Annotated in this window: 26 protein-coding genes and 1 tRNA gene; 19 read left to right on the forward strand and 8 right to left on the reverse strand. The window is 37.8% G+C overall.

Going from position 1 to position 25,981, the window contains the following annotated elements:
• Window positions 1-23 precede the first annotated feature (23 nt).
• On the forward strand, window positions 24-491 hold the full coding sequence (locus FFO06_RS07910; protein ID WP_137907596.1) for an SH3 domain-containing protein: 468 nt from the start codon (window positions 24-26) through the stop codon (window positions 489-491).
• Between the two features lie 58 nt (window positions 492-549).
• Here FFO06_RS07910 and hppD read toward each other — a convergent pair whose 3' ends face one another.
• Window positions 550-1,620 (reverse strand): 4-hydroxyphenylpyruvate dioxygenase, encoded by a 1,071-nt coding sequence (gene hppD, locus FFO06_RS07915; RefSeq protein WP_137907549.1) that lies wholly within the window; start codon window positions 1,618-1,620, stop codon window positions 550-552.
• 76 nt (window positions 1,621-1,696) lie between these two features.
• Complete coding sequence (locus FFO06_RS07920) at window positions 1,697-2,413, reverse strand: SDR family oxidoreductase (protein WP_137907597.1); 717 nt, start codon at window positions 2,411-2,413, stop codon at window positions 1,697-1,699.
• Between the two features lie 177 nt (window positions 2,414-2,590).
• On the opposite strand from FFO06_RS07920, the gene FFO06_RS07925 reads away from it, so the two are divergent.
• Both FFO06_RS07925 and FFO06_RS07930 read left to right on the forward strand, forming a co-directional pair.
• Complete coding sequence (locus FFO06_RS07925; protein ID WP_137907550.1) at window positions 2,591-2,785, forward strand: hypothetical protein; 195 nt, start codon at window positions 2,591-2,593, stop codon at window positions 2,783-2,785.
• 293 nt (window positions 2,786-3,078) lie between these two features.
• Complete coding sequence (locus FFO06_RS07930) at window positions 3,079-4,830, forward strand: protein kinase domain-containing protein (protein WP_137907551.1); 1,752 nt, start codon at window positions 3,079-3,081, stop codon at window positions 4,828-4,830.
• A 13-nt stretch (window positions 4,831-4,843) separates the two neighbouring features.
• Here the strand turns inward: FFO06_RS07930 and FFO06_RS07935 are convergent.
• From FFO06_RS07935 to yidD, 3 genes are all read right to left on the reverse strand, one after another.
• Window positions 4,844-4,928 (reverse strand) — tRNA-Ser (locus FFO06_RS07935).
• Between the two features lie 59 nt (window positions 4,929-4,987).
• Window positions 4,988-5,683, reverse strand: a complete 696-nt coding sequence (locus FFO06_RS07940; RefSeq protein WP_137907552.1) for a M15 family metallopeptidase — start codon at window positions 5,681-5,683, stop codon at window positions 4,988-4,990.
• A gap of 209 nt (window positions 5,684-5,892) precedes the next feature.
• Window positions 5,893-6,138, reverse strand: a complete 246-nt coding sequence (gene yidD / locus FFO06_RS07945) for a membrane protein insertion efficiency factor YidD (protein WP_137907553.1) — start codon at window positions 6,136-6,138, stop codon at window positions 5,893-5,895.
• 50 nt (window positions 6,139-6,188) lie between these two features.
• Here yidD and FFO06_RS07950 point away from each other — a divergent pair, with 50 nt between their 5' ends.
• The 7 genes from FFO06_RS07950 to FFO06_RS07980 all read left to right on the forward strand — a co-directional run bounded on the left by FFO06_RS07950 (window position 6,189) and on the right by FFO06_RS07980 (window position 13,009).
• Complete coding sequence (locus FFO06_RS07950; protein WP_137907598.1) at window positions 6,189-6,896, forward strand: diacylglycerol/polyprenol kinase family protein; 708 nt, start codon at window positions 6,189-6,191, stop codon at window positions 6,894-6,896.
• A 382-nt stretch (window positions 6,897-7,278) separates the two neighbouring features.
• Window positions 7,279-7,602 carry a CTB family bacteriocin gene (locus FFO06_RS07955; protein WP_236097097.1) on the forward strand — a complete coding sequence of 108 codons (324 nt, stop codon included), beginning with the start codon at window positions 7,279-7,281 and terminating at the stop codon, window positions 7,600-7,602.
• 170 nt (window positions 7,603-7,772) lie between these two features.
• Window positions 7,773-9,287: a beta-barrel domain-containing protein gene (locus FFO06_RS07960; RefSeq protein ID WP_137907554.1), complete on the forward strand. Its 1,515-nt coding sequence runs from the start codon at window positions 7,773-7,775 to the stop codon at window positions 9,285-9,287.
• 119 nt (window positions 9,288-9,406) lie between these two features.
• Complete coding sequence (locus FFO06_RS07965) at window positions 9,407-11,575, forward strand: peptidase domain-containing ABC transporter (RefSeq protein ID WP_137907555.1); 2,169 nt, start codon at window positions 9,407-9,409, stop codon at window positions 11,573-11,575.
• A gap of 94 nt (window positions 11,576-11,669) precedes the next feature.
• Window positions 11,670-11,996 carry a hypothetical protein gene (locus FFO06_RS07970; protein WP_137907556.1) on the forward strand — a complete coding sequence of 109 codons (327 nt, stop codon included), beginning with the start codon at window positions 11,670-11,672 and terminating at the stop codon, window positions 11,994-11,996.
• A 320-nt stretch (window positions 11,997-12,316) separates the two neighbouring features.
• The gene (locus tag FFO06_RS07975; RefSeq protein WP_137907557.1) at window positions 12,317-12,496 is read left to right on the forward strand and encodes a hypothetical protein; all 180 of its coding nucleotides are present in this window, start codon (window positions 12,317-12,319) and stop codon (window positions 12,494-12,496) included.
• 273 nt (window positions 12,497-12,769) lie between these two features.
• Window positions 12,770-13,009, forward strand: coding sequence for a hypothetical protein (locus FFO06_RS07980; protein WP_137907558.1), 240 nt, complete (start codon window positions 12,770-12,772; stop codon window positions 13,007-13,009).
• A gap of 379 nt (window positions 13,010-13,388) precedes the next feature.
• On the opposite strand, the gene FFO06_RS07985 is transcribed toward FFO06_RS07980, so the two are convergent.
• Window positions 13,389-13,598 carry a hypothetical protein gene (locus tag FFO06_RS07985; protein WP_137907559.1) on the reverse strand — a complete coding sequence of 70 codons (210 nt, stop codon included), beginning with the start codon at window positions 13,596-13,598 and terminating at the stop codon, window positions 13,389-13,391.
• A gap of 418 nt (window positions 13,599-14,016) precedes the next feature.
• Here FFO06_RS07985 and FFO06_RS07990 point away from each other — a divergent pair, with 418 nt between their 5' ends.
• Both FFO06_RS07990 and FFO06_RS07995 read left to right on the forward strand, forming a co-directional pair.
• Entirely contained in the window at window positions 14,017-14,205 is a 189-nt protein-coding gene (locus FFO06_RS07990; protein WP_137907560.1) for a hypothetical protein, read from the forward strand.
• A gap of 362 nt (window positions 14,206-14,567) precedes the next feature.
• Window positions 14,568-14,798, forward strand: coding sequence for a hypothetical protein (locus FFO06_RS07995; RefSeq protein WP_137907561.1), 231 nt, complete (start codon window positions 14,568-14,570; stop codon window positions 14,796-14,798).
• A gap of 73 nt (window positions 14,799-14,871) precedes the next feature.
• Here FFO06_RS07995 and FFO06_RS08000 read toward each other — a convergent pair whose 3' ends face one another.
• Window positions 14,872-15,771 (reverse strand): alpha/beta fold hydrolase, encoded by a 900-nt coding sequence (locus FFO06_RS08000; protein WP_137907562.1) that lies wholly within the window; start codon window positions 15,769-15,771, stop codon window positions 14,872-14,874.
• 107 nt (window positions 15,772-15,878) lie between these two features.
• Between FFO06_RS08000 and pyrH the strand changes: the two genes are divergently transcribed.
• From pyrH to FFO06_RS08015, 3 genes are all read left to right on the forward strand, one after another.
• Entirely contained in the window at window positions 15,879-16,607 is a 729-nt protein-coding gene (gene pyrH / locus FFO06_RS08005; RefSeq protein ID WP_028084177.1) for a UMP kinase, read from the forward strand.
• Window positions 16,594-17,142 carry a ribosome recycling factor gene (frr, locus tag FFO06_RS08010; protein ID WP_028084178.1) on the forward strand — a complete coding sequence of 183 codons (549 nt, stop codon included), beginning with the start codon at window positions 16,594-16,596 and terminating at the stop codon, window positions 17,140-17,142. Before pyrH ends, frr begins: the two co-directional genes overlap by 14 nt.
• Window positions 17,143-17,521: 379 nt before the next feature.
• Window positions 17,522-18,640 carry a geranylgeranyl reductase family protein gene (locus FFO06_RS08015; protein WP_137907563.1) on the forward strand — a complete coding sequence of 373 codons (1,119 nt, stop codon included), beginning with the start codon at window positions 17,522-17,524 and terminating at the stop codon, window positions 18,638-18,640.
• Between the two features lie 427 nt (window positions 18,641-19,067).
• Here the strand turns inward: FFO06_RS08015 and FFO06_RS08025 are convergent, their stop codons facing one another.
• Complete coding sequence (locus FFO06_RS08025; RefSeq protein WP_137907564.1) at window positions 19,068-20,156, reverse strand: AI-2E family transporter; 1,089 nt, start codon at window positions 20,154-20,156, stop codon at window positions 19,068-19,070.
• A 485-nt stretch (window positions 20,157-20,641) separates the two neighbouring features.
• Here FFO06_RS08025 and FFO06_RS08035 point away from each other — a divergent pair, with 485 nt between their 5' ends.
• The 4 genes from FFO06_RS08035 (at window position 20,642) to FFO06_RS08050 (ending at window position 25,849) form a co-directional block, all read left to right on the forward strand.
• Window positions 20,642-21,310, forward strand: coding sequence for a DUF1614 domain-containing protein (locus FFO06_RS08035; RefSeq protein WP_137907566.1), 669 nt, complete (start codon window positions 20,642-20,644; stop codon window positions 21,308-21,310).
• Between the two features lie 107 nt (window positions 21,311-21,417).
• The gene (gene ftsH, locus FFO06_RS08040; RefSeq protein WP_137907567.1) at window positions 21,418-23,355 is read left to right on the forward strand and encodes an ATP-dependent zinc metalloprotease FtsH; all 1,938 of its coding nucleotides are present in this window, start codon (window positions 21,418-21,420) and stop codon (window positions 23,353-23,355) included.
• 589 nt (window positions 23,356-23,944) lie between these two features.
• The gene (locus FFO06_RS08045) at window positions 23,945-24,475 is read left to right on the forward strand and encodes a YdcF family protein (protein WP_137907568.1); all 531 of its coding nucleotides are present in this window, start codon (window positions 23,945-23,947) and stop codon (window positions 24,473-24,475) included.
• A 210-nt stretch (window positions 24,476-24,685) separates the two neighbouring features.
• Window positions 24,686-25,849, forward strand: a complete 1,164-nt coding sequence (locus tag FFO06_RS08050) for a GuaB3 family IMP dehydrogenase-related protein (RefSeq protein ID WP_137907569.1) — start codon at window positions 24,686-24,688, stop codon at window positions 25,847-25,849.
• Window positions 25,850-25,981 lie beyond the last annotated feature (132 nt).

Here is a 25,981-nt window from a genome sequence, read left to right on the forward strand (position 1 = left end):
ACCTATTGCCTATTCCCCACTATATGTTTAAAAACTTACTTAAATTTATACTCGGTCAACTTTTAGCGATCGCGGTTCTATTAGGTACTGGCTTGATAGTTGCCCTCTATTTTGTCAACCGTACTGCCGTAAATCCACCCAAGCCGATGTTTGCTAACGATAATCCTACAAACCAAATCACAAAGCCTAAAGCCATTGCCAAACCTAAACCTGAGAAAAAAGTTACTTCTAGCCCAGTACCTACACCTACTCCCACAAAGTCACCCAATTCATTACCACCAGGTGCTTATCCAGGAATTGTTACTTGGCCAGAAGGGTTAAGTATGAGAGCAGAACCAGATATAAATTCTCCCAGTACAGGAGGAGTTGGCGGTAATAAAAAAGTTATTATGTTAGAGGAAAGTACGGATAAAAAATGGCAAAAAATTCGCATTGCTGATACTAATCAAGAAGGTTGGGTAAAAGCAGGTAATATTCAACGTTCTCAGTAAATGAATTTTAGATTTTAGATTTTAGATTTTAGATTTTGAATACTCAATTAAAAATGTATTAATTGCTAACAAAACCGCGTTTAATTTGTTCGCGTTCAATGGCTTGAAATAAAGCCATAAAGTTACCTTCTCCAAAACCTTGGGCTAAAAGACGACGTTCAATAAATTCAAAGAAAAAAGTTGGTTGTGAGAAAATTGGTTGGCTGAAAATTTGCAATAATAGTTGCCCTTCCCTCGCATCTTCATGCCAGTCTACCAAAATTTCCTGCTGGGCGATCGCTTTTAATTCTTGAGGTGATAGGGAAAATTTATCTCGTTTTTGTAACTGGGAATAGTAATTTTGAGAAACGGAAAGAAAGGATAAACCAGCAGCGCGAAAACAAGCAATTGCATTAACAAGATTTGGTATCAGTAAAGCAATATGTTGAATACCTGCCCCTTTATTCACCTCTATAAATTCCTGAATTTGCGAACTAGGTGACGCTGGTTCATTAATTGGTAATTGGATATTTCCAAGGGGAGAAATCATGACCCGACTATGCAAACCAGAACGATCAGTTTTAATTTTAAAACTTTGTTGAGGGTGGAAATCAAAAATGTTTTGATACCAATTAACAGCGGTTTCTAACTCACCAACTCCCACATTCAAAACTAGATGATCAATTGCGGTAATAGCATCATGTACTTGCTTCCTCTTACCTGTTACCTCTTGCCTGATTTCGTCCTTATTTCTGGTAATTAATGTATGATTCAAACTACCCCACGCAGCAATTTTAGCATACTTACAAAATCCAGTATCAACAACCGGTTGGAGAACTTTTGCACCATTGCTGATGGCCTTTGCTGTCAATGCTTCCACATCATCAACAACAAAGGCTATATCAGCCACACCAGGAGGATGTTGACGCAAAAATTCAGCCACAGGGCTAGTAGGTAAAATCGGGGAAGAAAGTAAAAAGCATACAGAGCCACTTTTTACTACTTTTGTACAAGTATGCAAGGATTTTTGATGGTGAGAAAGACCTGGAAAAATGCCCTCATTTACTGCTTGAAAACCAAGACAATATACAAACCAATCTCTCCACCTTACTGCATCTTCAACATAGAAGTGAACATGATCAACCAGCATAACTTATTCAAAATCAAGTATTCAAAATCAAGTCTTCAAAATCAAGTATTTATGATCAGCTTTCATCTGTTAGATACTAGAAAAATAAATGGCTCTCAGGTTGAATATTAATTTCCATTGGTATAGCCTGGGGTTCAACCGATAAGGCATAGAAAATGGCATTGGCAGCAGTTTCACAACTGAGCATTTTATTCCGATCTACTTTTAAATTTACCTGATCCCAAAAAGGAGAATCTATTCCCCCAAAGTAAAACAGCGTTATCTTCACTCCAAAGCGTTTCAGTTCTTCTGCTATGGATTTACTAAAACCCACTACACCAAATTTAGAAGCAGAATAAGCCGCAGCCATGGGCATAGAATGTTTACCCAGAATACCGACAACGTTACAAATATGACCAGATTTACGTTTTTGCATCTCTTTCGCTGCCGCCTGAGTGGTGTAAAAACAGCCTTTTAAATTCAAATTTAGCATTTTCTCTAAATCTGCTGGTTCAATGGTGTTGTAGGCTTTAAGAATGCCCGCTCCGGCTGCATTTACTAAGACATCAATTTGTCCAAACTGGCTTATTGTCCTTTGGATTAATGTATCTACTTGTTGAGGTTGAGTAATATCAGTGGGAACTATAAGTACATTTCCAGGTGATCCCGGTAACTCAGTTGCTAATGTTGCTAAATTTTCCGCGTTTCTAGCTGCGAGTACCAACCTCACCCCTGTGGGTGCTAGTTGACGAGTCAGGGTTGCACCAATACCACCAGTAGCACCGACAATGACAATAACTTTATCTTGTAGCATCACACTATTTACATTTCTTTACAGACTATATTTATCATATACAGGACTTAGGCAAAATAGAACGAAAGTAGGGGTTTTCTTCAGAAAAAAAACGCCAAAACTAGTTAATGTCCGGTTTGTCCACATTTATCCGATTTGCGGATGATTTTGATAGTCCCTTACCTAAAGATATTTTCAATGAAAAAATTAGATGCTCCCCAATTAGTGCTGAAGGTTTTATCAACATGGACAGAAAATCATTTCCCAGTCGTGAAGAAAGTAGACATTAAAGATAGAAAAATTTTGATTCAGAGAGGTAAGTATTCAGCTATAGCAATTGTTCATGTCCAAATCCCCGACTTCAACAGACAAATTTATCATTTATGGATATAATAAATCAAATGAGTCGGGGATATTATCGCCTCACATGAATTATTATCCAGACAGATTTAATAGGAGCAATCATAGCTCATGAGTTAGTAGAATTGCAACTACAGAAAACCAATCTAGTTTTAAGTTATAGAGTATTTTATATCTGTTTAAATTTTCGGTTTGTTCCTTTACTTCTTTGCGTCTTTGCGGAATATAAAAATATTCATCTTAGACTGGTGATTTGTGTTTGTATTTTACAGCTAAAAGTGCTACAACCTAGTTAATCATCTGCTCATTTAAGATTCAAAAACCCTATGTTAGCAGGCACAATTTTACAGAATGGAAAATATACCATCCTCCAGGAAATAGGGCGGGGCGGATTTGGTGTTACCTTTAAAGCTATGCACCACTATTTAGGTCAAGAAGTGGTAATGAAGACTATCCATGAACACTTGCGACAACATCCCGATTTTCCCAAATTCCAGCGCCAATTTCAAGAGGAAGCCAAAAGATTAGCTACTTGTGTTCATCCTCACATTGTCCGGGTAAGTGACTTTTTTCAGGAAGACAGTCTACCTTATATGGTAATGGAATACATTCCCGGAGAGACTTTAGGTACAGCATTTGTATTACCAGGAATACCCCTACCAGAAGCCACAGCTATTCATTATATCCGCCAAATAGGCGCGGCTTTACAGGTAGTACATCATAACGGTTTATTACATAGAGATGTTAAACCAGATAATATTATTTTGCGTCAAGGAACTCAGGAAGTAGTATTAATTGATTTTGGTATTGCTAGAGAATTTAATGACGGGGCAAAACAGACACACACAAGTTTGGTCAGCGAGGGTTATGCACCTATTGAACAATATTTAACTCAAGCACCACGCACAGCGGCCACAGATGTTTATGGGTTAGCGGCGACCTTATATGCACTATTAACAGCACAAGTTCCCATACCTGCATTATTGCGCGATCGCCAGAAAATGCCATCTCCCAATGAGCTACAGCCCAATCTCAGCGCGGCTGTGAATGAAGCAGTGATGCGGGGAATGGCTATAGAACCCCAATTTCGGCCTACTACAGTCGCAGAATGGCTACAAATGCTGCCAGTAAATGGGTTAAATGTCATATCACCAATTTTACCTACTCAAGCAGTACCTACTATTAATTTATCGGGTTTAAAATCAAAAGATTTACATAAAAAAGTTACTCCTCTTCCCATTTCTACACCATCAATCATCAAGAAAGTCCCTGCTATTAAACAAAAAGCCAGTGTACCCAAGGGAGTTATTGGTATTAGTATCGCTTTACTTGCAGCTACAGCGGGATTTAGCATGATTCGGACATCATCAAAATCTGATTTAGAATCATCACCTAAACCGCTTGTTGAACAAACTACTTACGAATCTAACACACCCAAACCCCTTGTCGAAATATCACCATCACCTGAAAGTAAAAATGAAAGTCAAAATGACAGTCAAAATGAAAGTCAAAAGACTCAAACCTCATATTCTAGGGAATCTATACCAGTGCGTAGTTTGAGAAGAAGAAGGAAAAATGTGATTGTTTCTCCAGAACCAACTCCTACTAGTAATAGTAGTAATAGCAGTTATGAAGAAAAAGCACCTCAAGATAACTCTCAACCCACTCCAACTCCTGATACAACAATAGAGAAATCAACACCAGTTGTTACTTCTTCACCATCTTTAGTGGACACTTTGCGTGAGGCTAAAGAATCGCAGAAAACCCCTCCTCCAGTCCCAAAAAATACCGTACCAGAATCCAATCAAAATCAGGTATTACCCTCATCTTCACCAGAATCTCGTCCCGTAGTTATCCCCCAGAAGGAATCTCAACCAGCAAATTCTTCTTCTGTGGAAGTCCCAACCCAAGAAACAAACCAAAATCAAGCACCGGAAAATCAACCGCAAAAGGTAGAAAAATTGCCACAAAAGGTAGAAAATCAACCGCAAAAGGCAGAAAAACCACCACAAAAGGTAGAAAAACCACCACAAGATGCAGAAAAACCACCACAAGATGCAGAAAAACCGCCGCAATAAGCGGTAAATTCAACGGAGAGGGGGGGATTCGAACCCCCGTTGAGTTTCCCCAAAACGCATTTCGAGTGCGTCACCATCAACCACTCGGACACCTCTCCAAGAAATTATGATTAATTGCGATTATAGCACAACAAGAAAGAAAATTTCTGTGTGTGTTTTAGGTCAATCTGCCATAACGTGCTGTCATTACACTTTCAGGATGAGATTGATTATATAACCAAGCCCACATTTGATCACCAAAGGAAAAATGCCACCATTCTCTAGGATTACGTTGAAATCCAGCTTTTAACATGACATTATGTAATAATTGACGGCGAGTATGGTAGGTTTGATGACTATTAATATAATAATCGGGATGCGATCGCTCGGACATTTCATCAATGGGTGAACCCATATCCACAATTTCCCCGGTATCATTGACTAAGGTAATATCCACCGCAGCACCCGTACTATGGGGAGGAGGGGTATTCATATCCAAACTCGGTACAGCCCAAATTTCATAAACTGCTTCCCAGAGTTCTTCGAGTTGCTGGGGTGACAATTCTGCTGCTGTTAAACCCCGATTTCGCAACGCTTCCCTAAAACTATAATCTACCATAAATTGTTGGATAGCTACGGGACGATAAGCATCGAATATTTGAATGTACCAATGGGGATTTGTAAATTGTAAATAATTTTGCGCCTGAATCAAATTGGAAATTACACTTTCGCGTAAATAATAAGGTGAATGTTCCCCATAATTAGCACCTAACTTCTGATAAGGGTGAGGAGATTCTACCGCAAATAATTCTAGAGGAATTTTAACTAAAGGTTCACCACATTCAATAATGGGGATTTGGTGGTATGGTCGCATTTTAGTTGCTAATTTAATCTAAGATATCAGGTTTTGTATGATGTCAGTGTAAATTACAGCGCGTTAACACAAAAATAGGTACAATATTTGCGGGCAAGATGCCCGCACCACAAGAGTTTTATCATTAATATTAATAAATAATATTAAATATTAATAAATATTAATAAATATTAATAAATATTAATAAATATTAAATATAAGAAACTATCTCAGTGTTCATGTTCACAACAAGATTTTTCCTTCACATCTGGAACAGGATCATAACCTCCTGGATGAAAAGGATGACAGCGTAAAATCCGCATAATAGCCATCCAACTACCCCGAAACACCCCAAACCGTTCAATTGCTTGAATCGCATACATAGAACAAGTCGGTTGAAAGCGACAAGTGGGAGGAAACAGAGGAGAAATAAATAAACGATAACCCTGAATGAGCCAAATCAATAACATTTTCATACCCAAACCTTATAAAGTAGGATTAAAGTGAAAAATACCCCTATTTGACATTGTTTAACACATTTCTCGGCTTGGAAACCATTTCTCCATTATCGCTGCAAATTGCCCCCGCTGCGGTTTGGGTGGGATTAATTATCTGCATTGCTTGGGTAGTATATCGTTTTACTGATAGTGAAACGGAAATCATTCGTAAAATCGTGCATATTGGCATGGGTAACGTGATTTTAATTGCTTGGTGGTTAGATATTCCTGCTTATGTAGGAATTACAGCTTCAGTTTTGGCGAGTATTATCACCTTGCTATCCTATAAATTCCCCATTCTTCCTGGTATTAATAGCGTCGGTCGTCATAGTTTGGGAACATTTTTCTATGCTGTGAGTATTGGGGTTTTAGTGGGTATTTTTTGGCATTTACACCAACCTGAATACGCTGTTTTAGGGATTATGATTATGGCTTGGGGAGATGGATTAGCTGCTTTAATTGGTAAAGGTTTTGGTAAACATAAATACATATTTTTTGGTTCTCAAAAAAGCTGGGAAGGTTCTTTAACTGTGACTTTAATTAGTTATTTGATTTGTGTAACTATTTTACTTGTTACTCAAGGTAATATTTGGCAAACTTGGATAGTTTCTTTAATAGTTGCCTTAGTAGCCACGATTTTAGAAGCATTTTCTTTTTGGGGAATAGATAATTTAACCGTTCCTGTCGGTAGTGCTACTTGTGCTTATCTGTTATCTACAATACTCTTTAATTGTTGAATAATTGCTGGTATAGCCAAATTATGTTTCTGAAATTGGAGATATCTAAAAATATAGATATTAAATTTTGTGTTGAGTAAAAAAACTGAATAAATTCATATAATCATGATTCTCAGTAAAAATGAACAATAAACATTATCAACATTAAACATTATGGACTACAGAGATTTTATAAAATTAAGAATTATCTCTTATTTAAAACTATTTTAGTGACAAAAAACTATTTTGTCTCTACTTTTAGAAGTTATTTTGTCTCTACTTATAGAGGTAAATTTGCAAACATTACTTTCTACCCTTAGATTTATGAAATATTAGCCAACAATGCTTATAGTTGAGTTGTTAGGTAATGAAACACCTAATTACGCAAGTGAGGCTAATAATCGTGTCAAATCAAATGTTAACCGTCTTATCAGATCAAGAACAAGAGTTACTAACTGGTGGTGCTGACTTTGAACTAGCTGCTAGTAATTACGCTAACAAAGGATCACTGTTAATGGGAACCAGTGCCTCTGGTCCTCAAGGTAGCACTGCTACCTCGGCTGGTAAGGCTAATACTATACTGACTGCGGGACAAGATTTCTTAGGTTTAGGTACAGAACCTCCCGCTGGTGTCGGAGCTTTGGGTTCTGCGGTACTACCAACCGCAGGAAACGTACGTGCAATTACACCCCCAGTTGCAACACCTGGAACTCGGATCCAGCCCTAGCTAAAGCAGTCTTTTCGTAAATCTAGGCTACTAAGTCTATAAATTGCCTGCTGTCAAATTAAGCAGGACTTAGGAAAAAGAGAATGAAAATGGGGGTAATTCATAAATTACCCCTAGACAGGAATAATGTCAATACAAAAATCTACCTGTTTTTATTAAGGTGTAATCTGGTGAACTCTTTACAGCGTCAAGAGAACAATTCTTATAACTTCAATAACCCGACTACAGAAGATTTGCATATACTAGAAGCTAATGAGTTTCTTCCCCATATCGGTAAATGGATTCATATCGGTGGGGGAGTGATGATTACTATGTTTGTAGTTGCTGCAAGTCTTACCTCCATTCTTTATTATAACGTCACGGTTAAAGTTCCTGCAACTATCCGACCATTGGGAGAATTACGGTTAGTTGAATCGGCAATGACGGGAACTATTAAAAGAATTGCCGTCAAAGAAAATCAGGTAGTAAATAAAGGACAAATAATTGCTTATATTGATGACTCCCAACTGCAATCTCAAAAAAGACAACTGCAAAATACTTTTGAGAAAAGTCAATTACAACTTATTCAAGTTGATGCTCAAATTAATCAAATCAATACTCAAATAACTGCTCAAACTAACTTAAATAACCGGACTATTATAGCTACCCAAGCTGAATTAACTGGAACTCAACGTAACTATAAAGATCAACAAATTAAAGCCATTGCAGAAATGACACAAGCTAAAATAACTATAAATTTAGCAAAGGAACAATTAGAAAGATTAAAAAAAGAAAAGGTATTAATAGCCACGGTACAAGAAGCAGAAGCAGCATTAAAACTGGCTATCTTACAGAGAAATCGCTTGCAGAATATAGCTGAATCGGGAGCAATATCTCAGAATCTAGTCGAGGAAAAAGAACAAGCTGTTAAATCGGCTCAATCAAAATTAGAACAAGCTAAATTTAGTGCTAAAAATCTCCAAGAAGAAAAAGAACAAGCTGTTAAATTAGCACAAATAAACCTACAAAAAGCAAAAAGTGCCGTCAATCCCAGTAATGCAATAGTAACAGTAGCATCGGAAAGAATTAAACAAGAAAAGTCCAAAGGTGAAGCTAATTTAGCAGCTTTAAAAAAAGAAAGAGAAACATTACTTCAACAACGTTTAGAACTACAAAAACAACAAATCCGCACCAGTCAAGAACTACAACAATTAGACAATGAGTTGAATAAAAGTGTGATTCGCTCCCCAACTAATGGTACACTTATGCAACTTAAACTCCGCAACCCTGGACAGGTTGTACAACTCAGTGAAGCTATCGCTCAAATTTCTCCTGTAGATGCTCCTTTAATTATCAAAGCTCACGTTCCTGCTAAAGATATTGACAAAGTAAAAACCAGTCAAGCAGTGCAAATGCAGGTTTCCGCTTGTCCCTATCCTGACTATGGAACTCTCAAAGGAACTGTAAAAACTGTTGGTGCAGATGTTTTAGCAACCACACAAAATAATCCGAATAATTCAATTATTAGTACACCCCAATTAGCTACTTATGAAATTAATATTGAACCAGAAAGTCTATTTTTAGGAAAAGGAAATCATTTATGTTATCTCAAATCTGGCATGGAAGGACGCGCTGATATTATTTCTCGTCGGGAAACTGTACTCCAATTTATCCTGAGAAAAAGCAAGTTAATCACTAATTCATAGGTGAAAATATAGGTTGGGTTAAGGGATAGCGCAACCCAACATAAGCTTTTTTTAATTAGTTTCCTACGTCAACCCAAGGTACTAGAATACTCTTAATAATTATGTTCAATATGTTCAATATGCTCAATATTTTTAAAAATCATCAAAATTATCAGTGTACTTTACAGTTAAGTGAAGAAGACTGTGGAGCAGCTTGTTTAGTTTCTATTAGTAAGTATTATGGACATTTTTTAAGTATGATTAAAAGTCGGGAAGCTGTTGGTACTGGACAATTAGGAACAACATTATTAGGTTTAAAAAGAGGCTCAGAAAATCTCGGTTTTAATGCTAGAGCAGTTAAAGCTTCTCCAGAAATTATAGACAGAATTACAGAAATTACATTACCCGCAATTATCCATTGGCAAGGCTATCATTGGGTTGTTTTATATGGTAAAAAAGCAAAAAAATACGTTATTGCCGATCCTGCGGTGGGAATCCGTTATTTGAGCAAAGAAGAACTAACCGCTGCCTGGAATGGGGTAATGCTCTTATTAGAGCCAGATCCAGATCGTTTTTCTGACCAACCCCAAGAACAATCAAAAGGTGGAATAACGCGCTTTTTTCGCCGCATTTTACCCTATCGTGGGTTACTAACTCAGGTTTTAATGATTAATATTGTCCTGGGTTTACTAGCTTTAGGAACTCCGGTTTTGATTCAATTATTAACAGATGATGTTCTCGTTCGTGGAGATGTACAATTACTTACTGTTGTGGTTTCTGCTGTTGTCATTATGAGTTTATTTAGTGGAGGTTTACAAGTATTCCAAGCTTTAATGATTTCTCATTTTGGACAAAGATTACAATTAGGTTTAGTCTTAGAATTTGGCCGTAAACTTCTGCAATTGCCTTTAAATTATTATGAATCCCGTCGCAGTGGTGAAATTACTAGCAGACTCCGAGATATTGGCGAAATTAACCAATTAGTATCACAAATTGTGATTGTTTTACCTAGTCAATTTTTTATCGCTATAATTTCTCTTGGCTTAATGTTGTTTTATAGCTGGCAATTAACAATAGCAGCTTTATTAGTTGCTGGTTTAATGACTTTATCTACTTTACCTTTCTTGCCTATTTTGCAACAAAAAACCCGCAGTCTCTTAGTTTTAGGAGCAGAAAATCAAGGTGTTTTAGTAGAAACATTTAAAGGCGCACAAGTAATTAAAACTACCAATGCTGCTCCTCAATTTTGGGATGAATTTCAAAGTCGTTTTGGTCGTCTAGCTAATCTTGCTTTTAGTACAGTACAAATAGCAATTATCAATGGTACTCTTGCCAGAATTATATCTACAATTGGTGGCGTTCTCTTACTAGGATTTGGCAGTATTTTGGTGATTAGAGGCAATTTAAGCATCGGTCAAATGTTAGCTTTTAATGCTTTAGAAGTCAATGTTTTAGCTTTAATTAACTCATTAGTTGGCTTTGTGGATGAATATTTTCGCTCTCAAACGGCAGTTTCTAGATTATTAGAAGTTATTGATGCCACACCAGAAGTAGTAGGAGGAAGTCAAAAACCAATTGTACAAATTTCCAGCACTGCTGATATTAGTTGTGCAAATCTTAAATTTCATCACCCCGGAAGAGTTGATTTATTAGATGATTTTTCTATTCAGCTTCCGGGAGGAAAAACAATTGCTTTAATTGGTAAATCAGGTTGTGGTAAAAGCACTTTGGCTAAATTATTATCTGGTTTATATGTCCCAGATTCTGGTAATATTCGGATCGGATTTTTAAATATCCAAGATATTGCTTTAGATTGTTACCGACAACAAGTAGTTTATGTTCCCCAAGAGCCTCATTTTTGGAGTCGTTCCATTTTAGAAAACTTCCGTTTAGGCACACCTAATATTTCTTTTGAAGAGGTAGTTCAAGCTTGTGATATTGCTGATGCCGATGGTTTTATTAGTCAATTACCTAATAAATATCAAACCGTTTTAGGAGAATTTGGTGCAAATCTTTCTGGTGGACAAAGACAAAGATTAGCGATCGCTCGCGGCATTCTCACAAATCCACCTATACTAATTTTAGATGAAGCTACCGCTGGATTAGACCCTATGAGCGAAGCTAATGTTCTAGATCGTCTTTTGGGATATCGCGCAGGTAAAACCACAATTTTAATTACCCATCGTCCTAGTGTCATTCATCGCGCTCATTGGATTGTTCTCATCGAAAAAGGTCAATTACAAATTCAAGGAACTCCTGATACTTTCTTATCAAAACCTGGCGAACATTTGCAGTTTTTAACTGCATAAATTAAGGCGTAAATTAATATTTTTTAAATATTTTTTAAGCTTTTATCTTGCTACAAATTAACCAAAATTACTTACTTATGTAAGGACAAATAATATGTCTAAAAATACTCAATTTAGTCATCCTCAATTATTCAGATATCTTTCTAATGCAGAACAAGAATCTCTAATTGGTGGGCAAATATATCCCCAATTAGATGTATTAGTTGAAGGTAATTCATTCTTCCAAAAAACTGATATTGAAACTGAGGGTAAAAATGATTTAAAACTTGCTTCAGGTGATTCTAGTTCACAAACCACTAAATATAAATTATCCCAAGTCACTATGGCACTTTCATTAACATTTGGGTTACTAACAATTAGTTCTATTGGTGATAAATTGAGTAATTTATTACCCGGTTTTCTAAATAATTTGTTTTCCTAAAATAGCCAGATTTAATTAAATTAAAACATTTTCTTGTAGAGACAGCTTTATTTTATATTCTGCTCTACATTTTCTGCTGTTTGAGTTAATAAGTAACTTTTTTGAAAAAAATAGAGTAGATAATTATGTAGTTTTGATTAGATAAATAAAATAAACAAACATGAGTTAAAAGAGAGAGATTTATCTAAATAAATATATAACCTAAGAGTAATTTAAAATCTCAAAACTTTATAACTACAGGATAATTTATTTCCCATAATAAATAGTTATAAAAGAAGTATAGGTGAATAACACCTGTTCATAGATTGAGGCTAACAATCATGTCATATCAAAACATTAAATCTGATTTACTCGTGGAGTTATCCACAGAGGAACAACAACTTCTGTCTGGGGGAAAAGGCAGACGCAGAGCAATAATCTGCTATGAGTGGAAAAAATACCGTGATCATGATCAAGATATCAGAAAGCGTGATGATCGTGATGATGATGATGATGATTGATTTTCACAAATAGCAGAGATATTAAGTGGACAAAATCCATAAATTGGGTAACCACTTAATTTTACCCTGGCATTTGAGGAAAGAGAAAGCTGATATAACCAACTCAAAATAATTAATTTTTGGAAGGTTTTGGGTAGTCTTGGATGTTCTCTTTAACCTACTACTAATTAAACTCCTAGAGATAACCATTGTTTTTCTCTTTCCTCCCTCCTCCTTCCTCCTAATTCCTCCTAATTCAAAGTGAAACAATTCCACTAATTGAGGCACATAATTATGTCAAATCAAAACATCACAACTGATTTACTTGTAGAGTTATCCCCAGAAGAACAACAACTTTTATCGGGGGGATGTGATAATTACAGCCCACCACGTCGTCAACGCGTTGGAATAAAGCAGAAAGTAAAAAATAATCTAGTGTTCAATCCAGTAATCAATATATATCCTTCTGAAGCAAAAAGTACCGATGAGTCTGACAGTAGCCAAACTTCTTCAAACGGTGAAGATCAAAACTAATGTTACTAATAAGTTAGTCCCTTAGTTTAAACTCTGGAATTAGTAAAAACAGGAGAAAACTTAGGTAATTTATTCAAGATAAATCAAGTTTTGAGAATATTTAGGCATTCTCATTTGTTCTTTTCAGAGATTTAATTAAAAGTGCTGAAGATGGAAAAGTAACTGCTATTTATAGTAGTTACTTTTCTCTTTTCTTTATTCTTACTTTTTTTGGAGTAACTTATTCCCCAATATTTTCTTTTATTTTTAATCATTAAAAAAGTCTAACTCCCCAACGAGAATTAGACTTTAAATTGATTAACTAGGAAGTGATGGTTCTAATTTATATGAGATAATTACCATCAGAGACAATTGGTTTCAGTCTTGAAAAATCGGTATTTTAAGTAGGTTCGTCAGCAGGTAAATTCTGAGTTATTTCAGGTAGATTCTTAACTTTTACTGTAATAGTAGCTGGAAATTTTTGACGACCATAGACAAAATCACCTTTAGCCTCCAGAACTCCCTTCTCACTCGCACCTCCAGATAAAAGCTGTTGTTCCTGTTTAGATAACTCAACAATTAACTCAGATTCAATCTTATTAACTGACATGATTCTACCTCATCATTAACACTAATTTAATTGGCATTAGCTGGTTTACTAGCTAACAATTCAAATATAACTATCATTTATAAGAAAATCATAATTCTCAAGTTAGATCATATATCTATTTTTGCACTGTCATCAGAGATATTTTTTTCTGAGAATTTGGTTAAGACCTAAATACTTGATTATAGGAATAATATTCACAAAAACCGCATCTATTATTGAATTAACTACTGAATTAACTATAATCTATTTCACCATAAAGTATGAGATTATAATTCATACTTTTAGTTTTTTGATTTATAACTTCAGGAGAAGTGAATTTTCTCAAAATACATTTACAAATAGAAGATAGGATTACACACAGCTAATATTTTGTTTATTTAAGTGTGTAAACACTAACCTATTAATTGAGGTAAAAATCATGTTCAGTTCTAATTTACTTGTTGAATTATCCCCAGAAGAACAACAACTTTCATCTGGGGGATGTTACCACTTCCAGCCTTGTTGTAGACCTAAAAAACGTTGCTGTGACTACCAAAAAAATGATAGACATATACCCTCTGACATTTATGATATCTATCCTGATAGTGGCGATATGGAGAGGAATTAATACTCTTTTTTAGTAAGTAAACTCTATAGACTTGGCTATTCTTAATAGTCCTAGTTTTCCAGCTTTTTAGAGTTGTAAGGTGAGGAGAAATTTTTACATAAATTATCAGCACAATCTTAGTCCCTGCATCTGTAAATCTTTACATCTATTGTTGACAAATAAAACAGAAAAATACTAGATTTGTGCCTAACTTTATCCTCTCTAATTTTTTAATATAAAAAATATTAAATAAATATATAAGTCAAAAGATAGAAATTTTAATTATTAGTTTCTAACTATAGAATCATTAATTTGATCGAAAATACCTTTATAACCTAAGAATAGGTATATGATTCATAGCTTAATTGAGGTTAACAATTATCATGTCAAATCAAAATATCTCATCTGATTTAGTGGTAGATTTATCCGTAGAGGAACAGCAACTTCTATCTGGAGGATACTATAGAGGTGGACATCATGGTGGTGGACATCATAGACATGGACATCATAGACATGGACATCATAGACATGGACATCATAGATATGGACATCATGGTGGTGGATATGATGGGGATAGATACTATCGAGGTGGATATGATGGAGATGGATATTGATAACAATCAAAGATGAAATTTACACCAAAAAAACTCTTTGATGAAGTTCATCTTTTCTTCTATTTATTACCTACTACCTTTTGCTTAGTTCCTCACCAATCCAATGTTGTAGAATCGGATTTACTAACTCAGGAGATTCATCTTGAGGACAATGGCCTACACCTTCTAAAGGAATAAACTTTTGGACTTGGGGAAAATTGGCTAACTCTCTACCTAAATTAATAGGTTCCCAAGGGTCAGCCGTTCCCCATAAAATAATTACTGGACAAGATATTATAGCTAATAAATCCTCCGGTAAAGGACCACTGGAATAAGCAGTAAAAGCTAAAAATACAGCCGCAGCCCCAGGATCTTTTGCCGGTGTCATTAAAATATCTACTAACTCATCTGTTACTGTTTCCCTCTGAGCATAAGCTTGTAAAAGAATATTTTTAACTGTCCTTGGTTGAGCTAACTGACTAAAAAAGAAATTACCTACAGATTCAATCGCCAAAAAGTTTTGTAAAATTGGCGTACCAAAACGTTTTATCCAAGGTAAACTGAGACGTTTACGATCATGCAATAACCGCAAAGAACAGTTAAGCAAAGCAGTTCCCAAAGCCATATCTGGGTCAATTACCGCAGCTTGCATAGCGACAATACAACCGATAGAATTACCGATGAAAAAAGCTGGTTCACCAATGACCTCCCGGCAAAAATCAGCTACCTGTTGTCCCCAGGTTTCTAATGTGTAGGTAATTTTTTCCCCCGGTTTAGGTTTAGCTGAACCACCAAAGCCAATTAAATCAATGGCATAAACCCGACAAGTTACAGCTAAAGCGGGAATATTTTTGCGCCAATGTAACCAGGATGCGCCAAAACCATGAATCAGGATAATAGCAGGTCCGGTAGTTCCTTGGGTTTGGTAACAAATGGGGAAACCTTGCCAAAGCCAGGTTTTTGGGGAAGTAAGTCCGTTTGTAGAAATTGTCATAGAAAATGTAGATTTAAATAAGGGACAAGGTAACTAGACACAGATAGCCACTGTACTGCTATCTTAAATTGGAGGCAATTGCAACTTTTTTGATAAAGCGGAACTTCATGGGAACGAATTACCGACGGGTTTTACTTAAACTGAGCGGTGAAGCCTTAATGGGCAACCTGGGCTATGGCATTGACCCGGAAGTGGTCGAGGAAATAGCCAAGGAAATAGGAGAGGTGATAGCCACCGGTGTTCAGATCGCCATCGTTGTTGGTGGTGGTAATATTTTTAGAGGTGTTAAAGCTGCCTCAGCTGGTATGGATCGGGCTACTGCTGATTATATCGGCATGATTGCCACGGTCATGAACGCCATGACCCTGCAAGATTCCCTAGAACGAATGGGAATACAGACAAGGGTTCAAACCGCCATTGCTATGCAAGAACTAGCAGAACCATATATTCGACGACGTGCTATCCGTCATTTAGAAAAAGGTCGGGTGGTAATTTTTGGGGCTGGTTCAGGTAATCCCTTCTTTACTACAGATACCACTGCGGCCTTAAGAGCAGCAGAAATTGAAGCAGAAGTGATTTTCAAAGCCACCAAAGTGGACGGAATTTACGATGCTGACCCTAAATTGTATCCTGATGCCAAGCGTTTTACTACTCTTACCTACGCCCACGTTTTGGCTAAAGATTTGCGAGTCATGGATAGTACCGCAATTGCCCTATGTAAAGAAAATAATCTCCCCATTCTAGTATTTGACTTAACGGTGCGAGGTAATATCCACCGGGCAGTTATGGGAGAGTCTATTGGCACCCTTGTGGGAGGTTCTTGTGAAATTAGCTGAAGCTGAAAGTACAATGCAGAAAACCGTTGAATCTACTCAACGGGCTTTTAATACAATTCGCACTGGTCGCGCCAATGCGAGTTTGTTAGATAAAGTACAAGTCGAGTATTACGGTACACCAACATCCTTAAAATCACTGGCAAACATTAGCACACCAGATGCTTCAACTATCCTGATTCAGCCCTACGATAAGAGCAGCTTGAATATTGTTGAAAAAGCCATTTCTCTGTCAGATGTGGGCTTGACTCCCAGTAATGACGGTATTGTGATCCGCTTGAATATTCCCCCGTTAACAACTGACCGCCGTAAAGAATTTGTCAAACTTGCGGCTAAATACGCGGAAGAAGGTCGTGTAGCAATTCGTAATATCCGCCGGGATGCTATTGAGTCCATTCGCAAACAGGAAAAAAACGCTGAAATCCCTGAAGATGAAGCACGGGATCAACAGGACAAACTCCAAAAACTAACAAATAAGTATACCGCCAAAATAGACGAACTGCTGGCAGAAAAGGAAAAGGACATCTCAACCGTCTAAGAGGATATTTTAAAAGTTAATAGTGAATATAATTCGCTACTACATAACTAAAGTCCTACTTGAGTGTAACTAACGAAAAATAAAGGTTCGTAAACCCACCCTATGTGGGTTTTTCCGTATAAGAGCGGTTTATAACCCAATTGCTCAGTCTTAATTTAAGACTTTTATTTTCATCCCCTCAGCTGGTAAGAGGTGAGAAGTTAAAAGCTGTTACCCATTTAAAATTTATCTAAAGTTGTGGTGTGGGCATCTTGCCCGCTAGAATCATACAAATTAAATACAGTGCAGCTTATATTCACTAAAAATTTATAAAAAATCATAATCCCTTAGATATACTGGAAAATAAACTAATTAAAATCAGATTAAAAAATTAGCCATCATGTACGACTGCATAATTGTCGGGGCTGGACCTGCCGGTGGCACAGCCGCTTACCATCTAGCCAAAAAAGGTCGCTCAGTCTTAGTCTTAGAAAAGGAATCCTTACCTAGATATAAGCCTTGTGGTGGTGGTGTATCACCAGTAATTGCTCAATGGTTCGACTTTGACTTTAACCCCGCAATTTCCGCCAAAGTAGACTCTTTGCGCTTTACCTGGAAATTAGGTGATCCCGTGGAAGCAAAAATAGATATTAAAGAACCCGTATGGATGGTACGCAGGGAAATTTTTGACCACTTCTTAATCCAACAAGCTCAAAAGCAAGGTGCTGAACTACAGGATAATACGGAAGTAAAAGGTATTGAATTTAAAAATGATTCTTGGCAAGTCACCACAGCTACAGGAATAGTCACCGGTCGTTATCTGATCGCCGCCGACGGTGCAAAGGGTCCAATGGCTAAATGGTTAGGTTTTAAAGACCGTAAACGCCGTCTAGCTGGCGCATTAGAGGCCGAAGTCATGGCTAATGTCCCCAATAAAAACATGGCTCACTTTGAGTTTGGTTTGATCAAAAATGGTTACATCTGGAATTTCCCCAAAGATGACGGTTATTCCATTGGTGTTGGTACATTTATCGGTAGCGAACCCCAAGACTTTAAGAAAATTTTGGATGAATACGCTCAATCTTTTGATATAGATGTCAAAAATAGTAAACAATACGGTCATGCCATCTGTCTTTGGGATGGTGATCAAAAGCTACATACCCAAAATGCAGTTTTAGCAGGAGAAGCAGCTTGTGTAGTTGACCCTTTTACCGCCGAAGGTATTCGTCCCTCTATTTTTAGCGGTGTCCTAGCAGCAGGATTTATTCACGATGCTTTAAGTGGTGATGCCAACGCTTTAGCAAATTATACCGATGCCATTAACGAACAATGGGGAACTGATATGGCTTGGGCGCAAAAATTAGCAGGAGCATTTTATCGCTTCCCCGGTATTGGTTATAAAGTCGGTGTCAAACGCCCCTCCGGCGCTCAGATTATGGGTAAAATCCTCTGTGGTGAATTGCGCTATGGTGATGTCGCTGGTCGTGCCTTGAAGCGATTAATTCCTGGCTTCGGTTGATGTAGTAGGGGCAGGGGAGCAGGGGTTTGAAACGGAAACTATATAATTCTTCCCCTGCTGTTTCTGAAGTTTCTTTATCTATGATTAAATAAACTTGATCTGGATAACTCTGTAATAATCTTACCTGTAAACATCCTTTTAAATCTCTTGCACTTTGGGATAAAGGACTATCATCTCCAAATAATTCTACAGCCGCTTTCCAACTATGATTTAAAGCAACAATTTCATTATATTGTAGGTTAAATTTCATTAAACAAATCAACTTGTAAAATGTCAAATTACCCAAATATTGATAAATATATCACGTATTGAAATCCAAGAAAACAGAAGTGTTAAATCCTGCAATAAAACTTTACAGTGTTTGGTTTTTACCCAAGTAAAATCCCTTGCCAACAGTAATTATGCTAGTATTTTTTACAGTCAACCGTCAACCGTCATCATCATTTCCATCAGCAGATTCATCAATTACTGATAATTCTTGATGATGTTTCTGATCATGACCCCATTTATCTAAGACATCTTTAATTAAAACTTCTTGAACCCAAATTTTTGCCACAACGGTAAGAGGAAGTGCCAAAAATAATCCTAGAAATCCCAAAAATGTCACAAAGAATAATTGAGAAATTAGGGTGACAGCAGGGAGTAAAGATACTTGATGTGCCATGACCACAGGTGTGATAAAATTGCTCTCAACTTGTTGAATCACAAAGTAGAGAATCAAGACAGCCAGGGCTTTCCAGGGATTATCTAATAGAGCGATCGCCATAGCTGGTAATACACTCATAGTTGGACCAAGATTAGGAATTAAATTCATAAATCCGGCTAATACTGCCAATGCCAATGCTGCTTTTACACCTAAAATTGATAATCCTAATAGACTCATTAATCCCACAACTGCGACAGCAATAATAGCCCCTGTGATCCATCCCTCTAACGATATTTCACACTGATTTAAAATCCCATTTACCCGGGGGCGATAAAATGAGGGAAATAGGCGGACAAATACTTTTCGGTAATCGTGAGGATTAGCTAAAAACATTCCCGTTAAAACTAATACTAATAAAATTTTCAGAACAACTTCTAAAGATCCAGAGACAAAAGCAAAAGAGTTACCTAATAAGCGATTAAATAGCGGTTGTGCTTGTTCAATTAAACTATTCAAATCGGGTATGTAAGGTAATAATTGTGGAGGGATATAAGTTCTGCGTTCATCAACCCAAGCATTAAAACGTTCAAAACCTTGAGGAACTCTATAGGTGAGTTCATGAAATTGCTGGACAAACGGTGGTACAATCAACCAGAAAAAACAAACCACACCAACCCAAAAAATCACCACAGCCAATAAAACAGCTAATCCTCGTTTGATTCCCAAGGCTTGGAAACGTCGAGCTAGACGATTTAAAGTCGTTGCTAACACCACAGCGGCAAATATTAGTAGCAAAACCTCACGAAGTTGCCACAATATATATAAGGATATAACTAAGGCAATTATACCTATCCATTGACCAATGTTCACAAACGAGACTCCCAGCTTAGTAAAATGCTTTTTTGTGTCAATGCCGTTAGGTTAGCTGATTTTAACAACACCACCTATATTTTTTTTGTTAATTTTACTTTTGTCTTGGTACTCGCCACAATAGAACAGTTGCCATAACCATAGTTGGTGATAAAACCATAATTAGCACACTTGTCGCCGTTGCTGGAATCCATAGAAACGGAGCAGCATATTTAATTAATACCGAGAGCAAAGCCGAAAATAATAGCAGTTTCAACAAAAATCCGATCGCTTGCGGGGCGTAGCCGTGTTGATTTTCCATAACAGTGCGGCAAAATACATGATTTTATAGGGTATATACTAATTTAAACCTTACCCTCCAGTTTCTACAATAGTTATTAAATATAAAAATTTATAAAAGGTAAACAGTTGAGTAATTGTTAGCATTTTTGTATCGGCTGGATTTGAGGCTTTGATTGCCAAATTCATTCTATTTTCCCATTTCCATGATATATTTACCGGTTTCACTACTATTATTTATTGGTTTATTGCTATTGCTACCATTTATCTGGTTTGCGGTGGCAATAGACGTAGTGGAAATTGCAGTAGCTAAGTTGGGTTTTTCTCCTAACACTGCTTTTTTATTATTAGTGCTAGTTATTGTTACCAGCACAATCAATATTCCCATTTACCGCTTAGAAGCTCCAGTCCAATTAGCAGATGAATTTGCAGCACTGTGGTTAAAAGAATTTTGGGGGATTCCGTTAAGACAAGTGCAACGTTCTACCGTGGTAGCTCTAAATGTGGGCGGTGGGTTAATACCTGTGGTGTTAGCATTATACCAATTTTCCCAGGGAAACGCCCTGGCAATTCTGCTAGTTACAGCAATTGTGACCGTTGTTAGCTACTTGGCAGCCCAAGTAGTACCAGGAATTGGTATTCAAATCAATCCCTTACTTGCCCCTTTGAGTGCGGCCGTCTCGGCAATGCTAATAGCTTCACCCCATGCTGCACCTGTAGCCTTTGCTGGTGGTGTTTTGGGGACTCTGATTGGTGCTGATTTGCTACATCTCAAAGACATTCAAGCGATGAGTTCGGGTGTGTTGAGTCTTGGGGGCGCTGGTGTGTTTGATGGGATTGCTTTATGTGGACTATTTGCCTTGTTATTAAGTTGATATGCGTTATTTGTCCTTTGCCAGTTGTCAGTTGTTAAAAATCAAGTGACTACTGACTATTGACTATTGACTATTGACTATTGACTATTGACTACTGAGGTGACATTATGCCCGTAGAAACTGACAATAATAATCAGACAAAACAACCAAAAATAAGACAACTCGGTGGTAGTCTTCTGATTTTATTGACTTTTTTGTTATTGCTAAACTTGATAGTTCCTAGTTTATTAGGACAACGTTTACAGCAAGTTCCCTATAGTGACTTTATTGCTCAGGTACAAGCAGGTAAAGTAGATAAAGCCATTGTGGGAAGCGATCGCATTGAATATACCATCAAAACCCAAACCAACGCAGGTAAAATCGTCGAACAGGTATTTCAGACAACACCAGTTGCTATTGACTTAGATTTACCCAAAATCCTCCGCGAGAACAACGTCGAATTTACCGCCCCACCACCAAACGAAACCGCTTGGATTGGCACTTTATTAAGTTGGGTTGCTCCCCCCTTAATTTTCTTCAGCATTTGGGCATTTTTAATGAATCGTCAGGGTGGAGGACCTGCGGCACTCACAGTTGGCAAAAGCAAAGCCCGCATTTATTCTGAAGGCGGCACAGGTGTAAAATTCTTGGATGTAGCCGGTGTAGATGAAGCCAAAGCTGAACTTGAAGAAATCGTTGATTTTCTGAAAAATGCCACCAAATACACCACTTTAGGGGCAAAAATTCCCAAAGGTGTCTTATTGGTTGGACCTCCAGGTACAGGTAAAACATTACTAGCAAAAGCGATCGCTGGTGAAGCCAGTGTTCCCTTCTTCAGCATCTCCGGTTCAGAATTTATCGAATTATTCGTTGGTGTTGGTGCTGCAAGAGTTCGGGATTTATTTGAACAAGCCAAACAACAAGCACCCTGTATCGTCTTTATTGACGAACTAGACGCACTGGGTAAATCTCGCAGTAGTCCTGGTGGTTTTGTTGGTGGTAACGATGAACGGGAACAAACCCTCAACCAACTACTTAGCGAAATGGATGGTTTTGACGCTAATACTGGTGTCATTATCATCGCCGCCACCAACCGTCCTGAAATCCTTGATCCGGCCTTACGTCGTCCCGGTCGTTTTGACCGTCAAGTTGTCGTCGATAGACCTGATAAAATCGGTCGGGAAGCCATTCTCAACGTCCACGCCAGAAACGTCAAATTAGCAGCAGATGTTGATTTAGGAATTATAGCCACCCGCACTCCAGGCTTTGCCGGTGCAGATTTAGCCAACCTAGTTAATGAAGCCGCATTATTAGCAGCGAGAAACAATCGTCCAGCCGTAATCATGGCAGATTTCAACGAGGCCATTGAACGTTTAGTAGCAGGTTTAGAAAAACGTTCTCGCGTCCTCAATGAAATTGAGAAAAAAACCGTTGCTTATCACGAAGTTGGACACGCTATCATTGGCGCATTAATGCCTGGTGCTGGTAAAGTTGAAAAAATTTCCGTTGTCCCCCGTGGTGTCGGCGCATTAGGTTATACAATTCAAATGCCAGAAGAAGACCGCTTCTTAATGATAGAAGATGAAATCCGGGGACGGATTGCCATTTTACTGGGGGGACGTTCTGCTGAAGAAATCGTCTTTGGTAAAGTATCTACCGGTGCTACTGATGATATTCAAAAAGCCACGGATTTAGCAGAACGCGCTGTGACAATATATGGCATGAGTCATAAACTAGGCCCTGTGGCTTTCGAGAAAATTCAACAGCAGTTTATGGAAGGTTATGGAAATCCTCGCCGGGCTATCAGTCCCCAAGTAGCAGAAGAAATTGATCACGAAGTTAAGCGGATAGTGGATCATGCTCACCACATCGCCTTAACTATTCTCCAATTTAATCGCAACTTACTAGAAGAAATTGCCCAGGAATTGTTGCAAAAGGAAATTCTCGAAGGTGGGTATCTCCGAGAACGCATTACCCAAGCCCAAGCCCCAGAGGAACTGACAGAATGGCTACGCAGTGGTAAGTTAGAAAATGGTAAACCATTGATGCAAACTCTGTTAGTTTAAGGTGGCGTTGATTATCCGTAAAAAGAGCAATGGCCATCCTAAGTAGGTGGACGCGAGATCACCTACTTAGCATTTCACTGGTTATTTACAGCACTTTGTGTAACGGTTTGGTAGCAAATAAAATCCTATAACCCTTGTCCCATAAACCTTTTAGATATTTAGGTCTGGTACTTGAAAAAGAAAAGTGCCGTATCGAGTAAATATCACAACCCGTAGATTTTGTCCTGATTGTATTAATTAAGAACAGAAAATTGTATTTAGTCCCATTAGCAATAAGTTACACTAATTCAAGCTTTTAAGTCTACTAGGTCTTTGATGTGCATTTAAAAATTATGTCGTAAATAACTGCTCTTACACCTTTGATTGATTTTCTAAGATAGTTTAGGATATGACAGAAATTACAGCAACATAGATTCAGTGACTTTAATTGCAAATTTACCAAATTCTTTGTAAGCGGACTTCGCAAAACTTATATTAACCATCATCTTTTTCCGTCATGGTGCTGATTTTTAAAGAAAATTCCCATCGAAATAGACATACCAATAGGGCCTTAAATCAGCTACTGTTGACAGGTAAATCTTTAGGGTTTATGGCTTGCATATTAGCCTTATTCATCTGGTGGGGGTGTAAAGCTGTACAAAACCAGTTTATACAACCACAAGCAATATTAGTTTTAGGCGGTTCTACTCGCCTGTTAGAAAGGGAAAAGTTTACAGCTAAATTAGCCCATCAATATCCAAATATACCGATTTGGATTTCTGGGGGTAGTCCACCTCAGCATACCAAAAAAATATTTGCTAGTGCAGGAGTTGATCCCCGTCGTTTAAATTTAGATTATGAAGCTGTAGACACAGTTACTAATTTCACTACTTTAGTAGATGAATTGCGCTCTCGTGGTATAAAAAGTGTTTATTTAATTACATCTGACTTTCATATGCGTCGTGCTTGCGTAGTTGGTGAAATTGTTTTAGGTAGTCGAGGCATGAATTTTAAACCCGTATCAGTTCCTTCAAAAAATTCACCAGAACCCATTCAAAAATCTATTCGAGATGGTGCTAGGGCAGTTATTTGGGTAGCTACAGGTTATACAGGTGCTAATCATGGTAAAAATAAACCCTAATACTGACCCCAAGTCAACAGTCAAAAGTAATAAGTCGCTGTTCCCGTAAGATTGCTAGCGATTGAGAATGGTTGGTTTATTTACGCCAACCCGAACTAGTAGATCAGAACAGAATTAGAATTAAAAATCCCAAATTTTCAATTATCCCCAATTCCCAATATCACCACAATTTGATACCCTAGCTTAAACAGTTTTGAGAAAAGTGAAAGCGTGGAAATTCAACTTGGGCGGGGAAAAGTGGCTCGTCGAGCCTATGGAATTGATGAAATTGCTTTAGTCCCTGGTAACAGAACACTCGATCCGAGTTTAGCTGATACTAAATGGAAAATCGGCAAGATTGAGCGAGAAATCCCCATTATTGCCAGTGCAATGGATGGTGTAGTTGATGTAAAAATGGCTGTTCGTTTGTCCCAGTTGGGGGCATTGGGAGTAATTAATTTAGAGGGTATCCAAACTCGTTATGCTGATCCTGAACCGATTTTAGATCGGATTGCCTCCGTGGGCAAAGACGAATTTGTGAGCCTGATGCAAGAACTATATGCCGAACCAATAAAGCCGGAATTAATTGAAAAACGTATTCAGGAAATTAAACAACAAGGCGGTATTGCGGCGGTTAGTGCGACTCCAGCAGGTGCAAGCAAATATGGTGAGGTAGCAGCATCTTCAGGGGCAGATTTATTTTTTATCCAAGCTACAGTAGTTTCTACTGATCATCTATCGCCAGAATCTGTTACTCCCCTTAATTTAGAGGAATTTTGCCGCTCTATGCCCATTCCTGTGGCCTTGGGGAATTGCGTCACTTATGAAGTCACACTGGAATTAATGAAAGCTGGTGCAGCAGCAGTATTAGTGGGTATTGGACCTGGTGCAGCTTGTACCTCTCGCGGAGTCCTGGGCGTGGGCGTACCTCAAGCTACTGCGATCGCTGATTGTACAGCCGCTAGAGACGATTATTACCAAGAAACCGGAAAATATATTCCTATCATCGCTGATGGTGGTTTAATCACCGGTGGAGACATCTGTAAATGTATTGCCTGTGGTGCAGACGGTGTGATGATTGGTTCTCCCTTTGCTAGAGCCGCAGAAGCCCCTGGCCGGGGTTATCATTGGGGCATGGCAACTCCTAGCCCCGTATTGCCTCGTGGAACTCGGATTCGCGTTGGTACTACCGGAACGCTAGAACAAATACTCACAGGTCCTGCTGGCTTAGATGACGGTACTCATAACCTTTTAGGAGCTTTAAAAACCAGCATGGGAACTTTAGGCGCTAAAAACATTAAAGAAATGCAGCAAGTTGAAGTCGTCATTGCTCCTTCTCTGTTAACCGAAGGCAAGGTTTACCAAAAAGCCCAACAGTTGGGTATGGGTAAATAACTCATTCATGTCATTGGTCATGGGTAAGGGCTTTATCCTGACTTCTGACTTCTGACTCCTAACGCTGTAACAACTCCAAAAACTTTTCTAGTAGTCTAAAGAATGACTGGAAAAATCACATATCTAGCCTAC

This window comes from Dolichospermum planctonicum, assembly GCF_005402965.1.
GTDB classification, from domain to species: domain Bacteria; phylum Cyanobacteriota; class Cyanobacteriia; order Cyanobacteriales; family Nostocaceae; genus Dolichospermum; species Dolichospermum planctonicum.